The following is an 11,679-nucleotide window of genomic DNA, read 5'->3' on the forward strand; positions in this document are numbered from 1 at the left end:
AGATTAGATGTACCTCCTTTTAAAATTAACTTTTAGGGTGTTCTCCAATAATACGTACTTCTGTATTTAATTCTACATCAAATTTATCTTTAACAGTTCTTTGTACGTGGTGAATTAAATCTTCGTAATCTGTTGCCGTACCTTTATCTACATTAACCATAAAGCCAGCATGTTTTTTAGATACTTCTACGCCACCGATGCGATGACCTTGTAAATCAGAGTCTTGAATTAATTTACCAGCGAAATGGCCAGGAGGTCTTTGGAATACACTTCCACAAGAAGGGTATTCTAATGGTTGTTTTGATTCTCTTCTTTCAGTTAAATCATCCATTTTAGCTTGAATTTCATCTAAATGACCTGGCATTAAAGTGAACGCTGCTTCAAGTACAACAAGATGTTTCTTTTGAACAATACTATTTCTGTAATCTAGCTCTAATTCTTCATTAGTTAACTTGATTAAATCACCTTTCTCATTAACGCATAGCGCATAGTCGATACAATCTTTAACTTCACCGCCATATGCACCAGCATTCATAAATACAGCACCACCGATTGAACCTGGAATACCACATGCAAACTCTAAACCAGTAAGAACATGATCTCGTGCAACTCTTGAAACATCAATGATTGCAGCGCCACTACCAGCGATAATCGCATCGTCAGAAACATCAATATGATCTAATGATAGTAGACTTAGAACGATGCCTCTTATTCCACCTTCACGTATGATAATATTTGAACCATTACCTAAATATGTAACAGGAATATTATTATTATAAGCGTAAGCTACAATTGCTTGCACTTCTTCATTTTTTGTTGGGGATAAATAGAAATCTGCCTCTCCGCCAGTTTCAGTATATGTATAACGTTTGAGAGGTTCATCAACTTTAATTATATTGTCGGGAATAATCGACTTTAAATCATTTAAGATGTCACTTTTATTCAACGGTTTGTACATCCTTTCTCATCTTCTTAATATCATTATTATTATATCAACTTTAATAGTTATTTGCGAAATTTGAATATATTATTTTACCATTAAATAGACAAAGTAAGAATTCTCGTATTGATGTGTAGTAAATGCTCTAATTAATTTGAGTCTCTACTTAAATCCTCAAATATACTTTGTTTTTGATTTTCATACATACGAATGGCTCGCACATGTTTCAATATATTTTGTTTTTTCGTGGAAAATAATTGAGAAATTTTCTTATCTTGTGTTAATAATTGGTCAACCTTTTGATACTGTTCAAAAAGAGGGGTATCTAACTGTATAATATGTAATCTTACTTCTTGCTTAAGTTCACTAAGATTATTGAATCGAGCCATCACTACTTTTTTCTTATAGGAATGGTGAAGTCGGTAAAAACCAGCATAATTCAAACGTTTTTCATCTAGAGCAGTAATATCGTGTAAATTATTGACTCCTACAAGTACATCCAATATGGGTTCTGTAGCATAATTAAAATGACGCGTGCCACCAATATGTTGAGTGTATTTAACTGGTGAATCTAATAAATTAAACAATATATTTTTGACGTTTTGGTATTCTTTAGCGAACGATTCATTTAAGTCCTCTTTGACTAAAGGTTGAACATAAGTATACATGATTTACTCCTTGTGAATTATAATTTCTCAATTTTACAGTAAAGTCTGACATACTATAACACAATTCATTTTCATAATAAATACGTTTATGTATAATGTTTAATGATAAGGAGTGCAGATATGAAAAAATTACTATTTATTGCAACAATTGTCATATTTATAACCACGCTAACAGCCTGTGGAAATAAAACTAACAAAGATTTTAATGATTTTGACAATAAACTCAGTGATGTTAAGAAAAAGCAAAAAAACGTTGAAGAAGTTATAGATAAAATACATTTAAAAGAGTTAGATAACTTAAGTAAAACGGATACGACAGATAAAAACAAAAAAGAATTTATTGCACTTCAAAAAGATATTAATAACTATCTCATGCCGGAATTTAAGAAATATAAAAAGGCTGCTAATCAATTACCTGCAAATACAAATGATGTTAAAAATCTACGTAACTCGTATTTAGATACTGTTAAAGAGAAAGAAACTTCAATTAATGATTTAAAATCATTTGTTGATTTATGTAATCGTTCTATCAAAGATAATGAAGATATACTAGATTATACGAAACTTTTCGAAAAAAATAGATCAGAGGTAGAATCCGATATTAATAAAGCTACTAATAAAAGTGATGCTGATCAGTTAACATCTAAATTAGAAGAAAATAATAAGCAACTCAAATCTACAGCTAAGAAATATCTCAATTCTTCTACTACAAATTCAGATTCAGCTAAAAAAGCAATCAATGATCATATTTCACCATTGATTGATAAACAAATTAAAGATATTAACCAAACTAATATTTCAGACCAACACGTAGATAATGCTAGGAAAAATGCAATTGAAATGTACTACAGTTTACAAAATTACTATGACACACGAGTAGACACTATCGAAATTAGTGAAAAATTATCTAAAATTGATGTGGATAAATTACCAAAAGAGGGTAAAGATATTTCAAGCAAGGATAAAGAATTTAACAAGCAATACTATGAGTTTAAAGAAAATGTAAAATAGTTATTTTTTGAATTAAATAAAATAAAAATCGATGGTTAACATTATACAGCAGAATGTGTATAATTGTACCCACTGAGATGATTCTTGGGATATGAATATCACGCATATGCTCATAAAATGTGATAAATATTTTTAGAGGTGAATAGAATGGCTATTAAGCTGAGTTCAATTGACCAGTTTGAACAAGTCTTAGAAGAGAATAAATATGTTTTTGTATTAAAACATAGTGAAACTTGTCCAATTTCTGCAAATGCGTATGATCAATTTAATAAATTTTTATATGAAAGAGATATTGATGGTTACTATTTAATCGTTCAACAGGAGCGTAAATTATCGGACTATATTGCAGAAAAAACGAATGTGAAGCATGAATCTCCACAAGCCTTTTACTTTGTAAATGGTGAGATGAAGTGGAATGCTGATCACGATGATATTAACGTTTCTCAACTTGCACAAGCTGAGGAATAAATGAAAATAATTTAAATGTTTAAGTGGCTTGTCATAGACATCTGATAGTGAAGATGTATGGCAAGCCTTTCGTATATTATGAAAAATTCTAAGAAAATATGTATAATGTGTTAGTGAATTATGTATAAGTACATCATTATCCTTAAATTTATAAAGATAAGTGAATAATCATATCCTAATAAATATTACTTGTAAAATAAGTACGCGGATAGGTTCAAATGCGAACCATTAAACAATATTTAAGTTGAAAATCATTTTGAAAAAGAGTAAAAGATATAAGGTGGTTAAGACAATGAAGGTTTTAGTAGCCATGGATGAGTTCAATGGAATTATTTCCAGTTATCAAGCGAATAGGTACGTTGAAGAAGCGGTAGCAAGTCAAATTGAACATGCAGATATTGTACAGGTTCCATTATTTAATGGAAGACATGAATTAATGGATTCTGTATTTCTATGGCAGTCTGGAAATAAATATCGTGTTAAAGCTCATGATGCCGATATGAATGACGTAGAAGCGATGTACGGCCAAACTGATAGTGGAATGACTGTTATTGAGGGGAATTTATTCTTAAACGGTGAAAAGCCGATTGATCAGCGTTCTAGTTATGGTTTAGGTGAAGTATTAAAAGCAGCACTGGATAATCAAGCGAAACATATCGTTATATCTCTAGGAGGTATTGGTAGCTTTGATGCAGGTGCCGGTATGTTACAAGCGCTTGGTGCAAAATTCTATGATGATGAAGCAAACATTGTAGATGTGAGTGAGGGTGCATATAAAATTAAATATATTAGACGCATTGATTTATCTGATGTACATCCTCAGCTTGCTAATGCCAAATTACAATTAATGTCCGATTTTTCAAGTCGATTGTATGGTAAGCAAAGTGAGATTATGCAAACGTATCAAACGTTTCAATTAAATCAAAGCGAAGCTGCTGAAATTGATAATTTAGTTTGGTATTTTAGTGAACTATTTAAAAGTGAACTCAAATTAGCAATTGGCCCTATAGAACGTGGCGGTGCTGGGGGAGGCATTGCTGCAGTGTTAAAAGGCTTATATCAAGCTGAAATATTAACAAGTCACGAACTTGTTAATCAAATTACACACTTAGAAGATTTAATTGAGCAAGCCGACTTAATTATTTTTGGGGAAGGACTCAAAGAAAAAGATCAAATTCTAGAGACAACTACTTTGCGTATTGCTGATTTAACTCAAAAATATCATAAACCTGCCATCGCAATTTGTGCCACAAGTGATAAGTTTGATTTGTTTGAATCGCAAGGTGTGACTGCAATGTTTAACACATTTATAGATATGCCTGAAACGTATACAGATTTTAGAATGGGCATTCAAATACGCCATTACACAGTTCAAGCTCTTAAATTACTTAAAACGAGTCTTAATCAATAAATCTATTTTAGATAATAAGATAAGAAAGCGGGCTAGAAATATAATTCATAAAAAAATTATATTTCTAGCCCGCTTTTAAATTAATATCAAAGTTTCGAATGATTATTCTTTTTTAGCAACTTCTTCAGCGATACCTACGACAACTTGAACTGCTTTTTCCATAACATCTATTGATGCATATTCGAATGGGCCGTGGAAGTTACCACATCCTGTGAAAATATTAGGTGTAGGTAACCCCATAAATGATAATTGTGAACCGTCTGTGCCACCACGAATAGGTTCAGTATTAGGTTCAATATCAAGTTTAGCAAATACACGTTTAGGGATATCAATAATGTGTTGTAAGGGTTTAATTTTTTCTGCCATATTATAATATTGGTCATGAACATCGACTTTTACAGGGAAATCCTCATAGTGAGTATTGATGTCATCACGAATTTCCATCATGCGTTTTTTTCGTAAGTCGAACTGCTTTTTATCATGATCACGAATGATATATTGGAGCGTTGCTTTTTCAACGTTACCCTCGAAACTCATTAAATGATAAAATCCTTCATATCCTTCAGTACGTTCAGGCACTTCGCTAGGTGGTAGAAGACTATTAAATTGTTGGCCTAAATTAATTGCATTCACCATTGCGTTTTTAGCGGAACCAGGGTGAACATTCACGCCGTGACAAGTAACTGTAGCTTCCGCCGCATTGAAACTTTCAAATTGAAGTTCACCCAATTGGCTTCCATCCATTGTGTATGCGAAGTCAGCATTAAAACGAGCAACGTCAAACTTGTGAGGTCCTCTACCAATTTCCTCATCGGGTGTGAAACCGACTCGAATACGACCATGCTTAATTTCAGGGTGATCAATTAAGTATTTAATACCTTCCATAATTTCGACAACACCTGCTTTATCGTCAGCGCCAAGTAATGATGTACCGTCTGTAACCATTAATGTATGTCCTACAACTTGGTTTAACTCAGGGAAAACACTTGGATTTAGCACACGATGAGTATCTCCTAACTGGAGCGCTTGCCCATCGTAGTTGTCTATAATTTGTGGTTGAACATTTGTTGCGTTGAAATCTGGTGATGTATCGACATGGGCCAAGAAACCTACTGTTGGCACCTCATCATCTACATTGCTTTCTAAAGTAGCGAATAGATATCCATATTCATCAATATCAGTAGATAACCCAAATGCTTGAAGTTCATTTTCCAATAAACGTAATAAATCCCACTGTTTATCTGTGGACGGTGTTGATTGAGAGTTTGGATCTGATTGCGTATCGATTTTTACATATCTTGTTAATCGGTTAATAATTTGTTCTTTCATTATAATCATCCCCTTAAGGTTAAACTCTATTATTCATATTATACGATTTTCTATAAGTTTTACCTTTGATTTTACCATAATACTGTTTAATACGAGTGTAAATATAATAGATGATTTCAGACACAAGTATACCGAAAGCGATGGCGCCCGAAATTAAAGTGACCTCTAAAAATGTATTTACTGCATAAGTATAATTATTAGAGACTAAGTAGCGAGTCGCTTCGTATGCAGCTCCTCCTGGTACTAAAGTAATGATTCCTGGAACGATAAAGATGATAACAGGTCGTTTATATCGTCTGCTCATAGTATGACTCATTAAACCTAAAATTAAACTTCCTAGGAAAGAAGCGCCTACTTTTCCTAAGTCCATCCCAACTGTGAATTGATAAATTGTCCAAGCTACTGCACCTACGAAACCACAGGCTACAAGTAACTTTTTGGGCGCATTAAATATAATTGAAAAAAGGACTGTGGAAATGAAACTAATTGTAAAATGGAATAAATAAAATAACATTATTAACAGCCTTTCTTATAATAGTAGTAATACAATTGCGACACCCGCACCTATTGCAAAGGCGGTAAGCGCAGCTTCAACGCCACGTGACATACCAGCTAACAATTCTCCTGCTAATAAATCACGAATGGCATTGGTTATAAGGATACCAGGAACTAAGGGCATAACACTTGCAATAGTAATAATATCTTGATTTTTAGCGATTCCAATTTTGGTGAAAATTGCAGCGATACTGATAACTACTGCTGAGGCTACAAACTCTGAGAAGAATTTAATTTGAATGTATTTTTGTACAAAACTAAAAGTTAAAAATGCTGCACCTCCAGCTAAACACGCAATCCAAAAGTCAGAAGCGGTACCTCCAAACATAAATAAGAAGAAGCCACAAGCTATAAATGCAGCAAGAAAATTCATAAAGAATGAATACTGTAGAGATGCACGTCTAAGGTGAATTAATTCTGTTTTAGCTTCATCAATCGTAAGTTGATTGTTAGAAATTTTACGAGATAAGCTATTGGTAAGAGCGATTTTCTCCAAATCTGTTGTACGTTCACGAATACGTATTAATCGTGTACTAGTGCGATCATTAAGTGAAAATATAATCGCAGTAGATGTAACAAAACTATATGTATCATGCAAACCATAACTATGTGCAATACGGTTCATTGTATCTTCAACACGATACGTTTCAGCGCCCGCTTCAAGTAAGATTCTACCTGCAATTAATACTACATCGATAACTTTATTTTCATCTATTATCGTGATGGAATCCGACATACACCTTCACCTCCAAGACAATTTTATTTTTTTAATGAACAATTGAAGTTTACAACTTGCGCCTTTAACTTTCAATAGACACTACACTATTAAAAGCTGAATTTTAATTTTCATATTGTTGTAGTTGTTGTGAAGTTTATTGATAGAATATGATGTTTTTATGAGAATGAATATAAAAAAACTGCCATACATAGATTCATTTTAATCATAAGATTAAATGGTTTACATCTATGATAGCAGTATTTAAAACTTATAGTTTAACAATAGGGTTAAACATCACTTTATTACGTCCTTCACTTTTAGCAACATGAACCATATCGTCGGCATCTTTAAATACTTTACGTTGTGATTTACGATCATCTTGGGTTAAGTATCCGACCCCGATTGAAACGGAAAGTTTGATAACTTCCTTATCTGGAAGATGGAAAGAAGACTTCTCTACACCAGAACGAATATTTTCAGCTAATTTTACGCTTTGATCTAGCGAGTAATTTCTAATGACAACTGAGAATTCTTCTCCACCGTTTCTGAAGATTTTAAATTGATTTGGTACATAATTTTTTAATAGCTGTGACATTTGTTTAAGTACAGCATCACCCGATTGGTGTGAATAAATATCGTTTACATCTTTAAATCCATCAATATCGATTAAGAGTAAAGCTAGACTTTGATTTTTTTCTTCAGCAATACGTGAAACTTCATTTAAATGTCTATCAAATTCTTTTACATTTCCTAAACCTGTAAGGTAATCGTATTTGTCCTCATTTTCATAACGGTTAACTAATGAGAAGAAATGCCAAATATCTACGAATGTAATGGCAGAAGCAATAGTAATAATTAAAGAAATAGGAATAAGTACTAATATTTCTATTAAGTCATAAATTGGACTTGCAAATGCTAATATTAATAAAATGATAATGCTAATGAAATTTAAAATTAGTAAAGAAACAATATCATTTTGTTTTAAAAATGGACCTACAGCACTTACAACACCAGCAATTACGACTAAAGTAATGCCATAAATAATTGAATTTCCAAATATTAATACATCAACTAATGCAACAATGAATGCGGAAGCCAGTGTATATATCATATTTGTATAGCGCCCTAAAAATAATAAAGGCACGAAAGTTAAATGAACGAGATATTCGCTCTTAAATGGAATAGGATATGCAGCTAAGAGTAGAGAAACGAGTGTCATTAAAACTGTCACGTATTCTTTTGAAAATACCATTTTTTTATTTTCTGAATACTGTAATCTGTGAAATAGATAAATACCTGCGACCATGACAGATATGTTGTAAATGATTGCTTCAAACATTTCTAAACCGACTCCTTTGTTGACCATTAGCTATTGTAAGTGAAAACTTACAATTTGTCATCATTTAGCCTTGGAAATTTTGTTCAAAAAATGGAATTTAATGTTAAAATAGTCGCTTAAATGGTATGATAGAAAAAATATATTTGAATTGAAAAAGGTTTAAGTATGATAATTTTTTTATCAATGCTTATTAGATAAATAACACATGTCATCGGAAAGGGCATTCCGGTAACATCCGTTCTAGACTATTGAGGGAGGGGGCGTTATGTTTTATCGTAACGCATAAAATACGTCTGGATATACTATAAATTTATGTGTAGCATCCATCTTCGTCTAAAATTAATTTGATAGAGATGATTACACAAGAAATTTTAAGAAATTGATTAACTTATTTAATGAAGGTGAACTGATGTATACTTTACTACTCATAGCATTTACCATGATAGTCAGTTTAATAATTACGCCCATTATCATTGCAGTATCAAAGAAATTAGACTTGGTAGATCGTCCTAACTTTAGAAAGGTGCATACCAAACCGATTTCGGTAATGGGTGGTACAGTCATATTATTCTCTTTTTTAATAGGTATTTGGTTAGGGCATCCTATTGAGAGAGAAGTGAAGCCTCTTATTTTAGGTGCCATCATAATGTACCTTGTAGGACTTATTGATGACATATATGATTTGAAACCATACATTAAACTTACGGGGCAAATAGTAGCTGCGTTAGTTGTCACATTATATGGCATTACTATAGATTTCATTTCATTACCTATGGGGCCGACGATTCATTTTGGATTTTTAAGTATACCGATAACAGTTATTTGGATTGTTGCGATAACGAATGCCATCAATCTTATTGATGGTCTTGATGGTTTAGCATCAGGAGTCTCTGCAATTGGATTAATGACTATCGGGTTTATCGCTATTTTACAAGCGAATATCTTTATTATTATGATATGTTGCGTGCTATTAGGTTCGCTCATTGGATTTTTATTTTATAATTTCCATCCAGCTAAAATATTTTTAGGTGACAGTGGGGCGCTCATGATAGGTTTTATCATAGGATTCTTATCATTACTTGGTTTTAAAAATATTACATTTATTGCGTTATTCTTCCCAATTGTCATTCTAGCGGTGCCTTTCATTGACACATTGTTTGCGATGATTCGTCGAATGAAGAAAGGTCAACATATCATGCAAGCTGATAAATCTCATTTACACCATAAGTTATTAGCTTTGGGATATTCACATAGACAAACCGTACTACTTATTTATTCAATTGCAATCATGTTTAGTTTATCAAGTGTGATTCTTTACTTATCACAACCACTTGGTGCACTCATGATGTTTATCCTCATTATATTTACAATCGAATTAATTGTAGAATTTACTGGTTTGATTGATGATAATTATCGTCCAATTTTAAATTTAATTACTCGAAAAGGGGACCACAAGCAACATCGTTATGATGAGCAACAGCCCCCTAGACACTAATAAAACGATCACGTGTAAGGATTAAAAGGATAACTCCTCATGCGTGATCGTTTTTTATACATCATTTAAATTAAGTCGTTGAGATATCGAAAGGTAATAATTTAAAATCTTCTTCTTCTAAATCATAATTACTAGCTGTAATACGGTTAAGAAATTGGATAAATTCATCGTAATCCTCTTTTACAACATCTATTTGATAGCTCACTTTGTCGGTATAAAATTGATTTCTTAGCATATAAGGTGTTGAAGCGAGCTCGTATTCAAATTTTCCAGTTAAATCATAACTTATAGTGACTGTTACAGGTACAGCTTCTCTTAGTTCTACTCGTCCAATATCGTATATCACATCTCTAACAGCACCGCTATAAGCACGGATAAGACCGCCACCACCTAATTTAATACCTCCGAAATAACGTGTGACTACTACACATGCGTCATGAATCTCTAATTTTTTTAAAATTTCTAGCATTGGTACACCAGCAGTACCACTCGGCTCACCATCGTCATTCGCTTTTTGGATGTTCATTTCAGGGCCAACAGTATAGGCTGAACAATTGTGAGTTGCATCTTTATGAGAGGATTTGATTTCATTAATAAATGCTTTTGCCTCCTCCTCGTTTTGAACGGGTCTAATATGTGCGATAAAGCGAGATTTATTAATGACATTTTCAATTTGATGTTCTTCTTTGATAGTAATTATCGGTTTTACCATATATTTTTGTCACCTACAATTTCGTACGTTTTTCAATAATATTATTATACACATATCTATGAAGAGTCTAAATCATTTAAATAAGATTTTCTTTTTCATAAAAATATTGTATTATGACAATGAGTATAATTGAGGAGGACTACTATGAAGGTTGCAGTAATGGCCGATTCAACAGGCTATTTACCACAAGAAATCATTGATAAATATAATATACCGATTGCTCCATTAAGTGTGACATTTGATGATGGGCATACATTTACAGAGAATGACCAATTTTCAATAGATGATTTTTATAAGAAGATGGCTTCATCTAAAACTATACCTACAACAAGTCAGCCCGCTATTGGTGAATGGTTGAAAAACTATGAAAAACTTAGAGATGAAGGATACACAGATATCATTGTAATTAACTTATCAAGTGGTATTAGTGGAAGTTATCAATCTGCTACACAAGCCGGAGAAATGGTTGATGGTGTTAACGTGCATACATTTGATAGCCGTCTCGCTGCAATGATTGAAGGTAGCTTTGTGATCTATGCAATTCAACTAGTAGAAAAAGGTTACACAGCTAAAGAAATTATTAATGAACTAACTGATGTAAGAGAACATATAGGCGCATATCTTATAGTTGATGATCTTAAGAATCTACAAAAAAGTGGGCGTATTACAGGTGCTCAAGCTTGGGTAGGTACGCTATTAAAAATGAAACCTGTACTTCGCTTTGAAGAAGATGGTAAAATTCATCCACATGAAAAAGTGCGTACGAAAAAACGCGCATTTAAATCTTTAGAATCAAATGTCTTTGAATTAATTAAAGACTTGGATGAAGTAACTGTATTTGTCATCGATGGGGATAAAAAAGAAGATGGACAAGCATTTTTACAACAACTTAAAGAAGACTACCCTAATGTGAATATTCAATACTCCGAATTCGGTCCAGTTATTGCATCTCATTTAGGTTCTGGTGGTTTAGGTTTAGGTTACTTCCCTAGAAAAATTGAAATTAATTAATAATATTACTGATAAAAAGTCT

The 11,679-nt window shown here is 32.5% G+C and carries 12 protein-coding genes; 5 read left to right on the forward strand and 7 right to left on the reverse strand.

Annotated features, from left to right (window positions below; genetic code table 11):
- Positions 1-25: 25 nt before the first annotated feature.
- Both murB and HMPREF2642_RS06665 read right to left on the reverse strand, forming a co-directional pair.
- A complete protein-coding gene (gene murB, locus HMPREF2642_RS06660; protein ID WP_002433388.1) occupies positions 26-958 on the reverse strand; it encodes a UDP-N-acetylmuramate dehydrogenase in 933 nt (310 codons plus the stop codon).
- 131 nt (positions 959-1,089) lie between these two features.
- Positions 1,090-1,608 carry a GrpB family protein gene (locus tag HMPREF2642_RS06665; RefSeq protein ID WP_030064713.1) on the reverse strand — a complete coding sequence of 173 codons (519 nt, stop codon included), beginning with the start codon at positions 1,606-1,608 and terminating at the stop codon, positions 1,090-1,092.
- Between the two features lie 120 nt (positions 1,609-1,728).
- Between HMPREF2642_RS06665 and HMPREF2642_RS06670 the strand changes: the two genes are divergently transcribed.
- From HMPREF2642_RS06670 to HMPREF2642_RS06680, 3 genes are all read left to right on the forward strand, one after another.
- A complete protein-coding gene (locus tag HMPREF2642_RS06670; RefSeq protein WP_030064715.1) occupies positions 1,729-2,619 on the forward strand; it encodes an EMYY motif lipoprotein in 891 nt (296 codons plus the stop codon).
- A 147-nt stretch (positions 2,620-2,766) separates the two neighbouring features.
- Positions 2,767-3,087 (forward strand): bacillithiol system redox-active protein YtxJ, encoded by a 321-nt coding sequence (ytxJ, locus tag HMPREF2642_RS06675; RefSeq protein ID WP_002433080.1) that lies wholly within the window; start codon positions 2,767-2,769, stop codon positions 3,085-3,087.
- Positions 3,088-3,379: 292 nt separating this feature from the next.
- Positions 3,380-4,498 (forward strand): glycerate kinase, encoded by a 1,119-nt coding sequence (locus tag HMPREF2642_RS06680; protein ID WP_030064717.1) that lies wholly within the window; start codon positions 3,380-3,382, stop codon positions 4,496-4,498.
- Between the two features lie 102 nt (positions 4,499-4,600).
- On the opposite strand, the gene pepT is transcribed toward HMPREF2642_RS06680, so the two are convergent.
- From pepT to HMPREF2642_RS06700, 4 genes are all read right to left on the reverse strand, one after another.
- Positions 4,601-5,827, reverse strand: a complete 1,227-nt coding sequence (gene pepT, locus HMPREF2642_RS06685) for a peptidase T (RefSeq protein WP_030064719.1) — start codon at positions 5,825-5,827, stop codon at positions 4,601-4,603.
- Positions 5,828-5,846: 19 nt separating this feature from the next.
- Positions 5,847-6,341, reverse strand: coding sequence for a threonine/serine exporter family protein (locus HMPREF2642_RS06690; protein ID WP_070597740.1), 495 nt, complete (start codon positions 6,339-6,341; stop codon positions 5,847-5,849).
- A gap of 15 nt (positions 6,342-6,356) precedes the next feature.
- Positions 6,357-7,118: a threonine/serine exporter family protein gene (locus HMPREF2642_RS06695; protein WP_023350663.1), complete on the reverse strand. Its 762-nt coding sequence runs from the start codon at positions 7,116-7,118 to the stop codon at positions 6,357-6,359.
- 250 nt (positions 7,119-7,368) lie between these two features.
- Complete coding sequence (locus tag HMPREF2642_RS06700; protein ID WP_002433106.1) at positions 7,369-8,439, reverse strand: GGDEF domain-containing protein GdpS; 1,071 nt, start codon at positions 8,437-8,439, stop codon at positions 7,369-7,371.
- A gap of 409 nt (positions 8,440-8,848) precedes the next feature.
- Here HMPREF2642_RS06700 and HMPREF2642_RS06705 point away from each other — a divergent pair, with 409 nt between their 5' ends.
- Positions 8,849-9,934, forward strand: coding sequence for a glycosyltransferase family 4 protein (locus HMPREF2642_RS06705; RefSeq protein ID WP_023350662.1), 1,086 nt, complete (start codon positions 8,849-8,851; stop codon positions 9,932-9,934).
- Positions 9,935-10,004: 70 nt separating this feature from the next.
- On the opposite strand, the gene HMPREF2642_RS06710 is transcribed toward HMPREF2642_RS06705, so the two are convergent.
- Positions 10,005-10,646, reverse strand: a complete 642-nt coding sequence (locus HMPREF2642_RS06710) for a YigZ family protein (RefSeq protein ID WP_030064722.1) — start codon at positions 10,644-10,646, stop codon at positions 10,005-10,007.
- 144 nt (positions 10,647-10,790) lie between these two features.
- Between HMPREF2642_RS06710 and fakB1 the strand changes: the two genes are divergently transcribed.
- Entirely contained in the window at positions 10,791-11,657 is an 867-nt protein-coding gene (fakB1, locus tag HMPREF2642_RS06715; protein WP_002433264.1) for a fatty acid kinase binding subunit FakB1, read from the forward strand.
- The last annotated feature ends 22 nt before the right edge of the window (positions 11,658-11,679 follow it).

The sequence above is a fragment of the Staphylococcus sp. HMSC055A09 genome (assembly GCF_001809655.1).
Lineage (GTDB): Bacteria > Bacillota > Bacilli > Staphylococcales > Staphylococcaceae > Staphylococcus > Staphylococcus capitis.

Excerpts from the sequence above, each read along its gene's own strand:
- murB (WP_002433388.1), bottom strand. The coding sequence starts at position 958 with ATGTACAAACCGTTGAATAAAAGTGACATCTTAAATGATTTAAAGTCG.
- HMPREF2642_RS06665 (WP_030064713.1), bottom strand. The coding sequence starts at position 1,608 with ATGTATACTTATGTTCAACCTTTAGTCAAAGAGGACTTAAATGAATCG.
- HMPREF2642_RS06670 (WP_030064715.1), top strand. The coding sequence starts at position 1,729 with ATGAAAAAATTACTATTTATTGCAACAATTGTCATATTTATAACCACG.
- ytxJ (WP_002433080.1), top strand. The coding sequence starts at position 2,767 with ATGGCTATTAAGCTGAGTTCAATTGACCAGTTTGAACAAGTCTTAGAA.
- HMPREF2642_RS06680 (WP_030064717.1), top strand. The coding sequence starts at position 3,380 with ATGAAGGTTTTAGTAGCCATGGATGAGTTCAATGGAATTATTTCCAGT.
- pepT (WP_030064719.1), bottom strand. The coding sequence starts at position 5,827 with ATGAAAGAACAAATTATTAACCGATTAACAAGATATGTAAAAATCGAT.
- HMPREF2642_RS06690 (WP_070597740.1), bottom strand. The coding sequence starts at position 6,341 with ATGTTATTTTATTTATTCCATTTTACAATTAGTTTCATTTCCACAGTC.
- HMPREF2642_RS06695 (WP_023350663.1), bottom strand. The coding sequence starts at position 7,118 with ATGTCGGATTCCATCACGATAATAGATGAAAATAAAGTTATCGATGTA.
- HMPREF2642_RS06700 (WP_002433106.1), bottom strand. The coding sequence starts at position 8,439 with ATGTTTGAAGCAATCATTTACAACATATCTGTCATGGTCGCAGGTATT.
- HMPREF2642_RS06705 (WP_023350662.1), top strand. The coding sequence starts at position 8,849 with ATGTATACTTTACTACTCATAGCATTTACCATGATAGTCAGTTTAATA.
- HMPREF2642_RS06710 (WP_030064722.1), bottom strand. The coding sequence starts at position 10,646 with ATGGTAAAACCGATAATTACTATCAAAGAAGAACATCAAATTGAAAAT.
- fakB1 (WP_002433264.1), top strand. The coding sequence starts at position 10,791 with ATGAAGGTTGCAGTAATGGCCGATTCAACAGGCTATTTACCACAAGAA.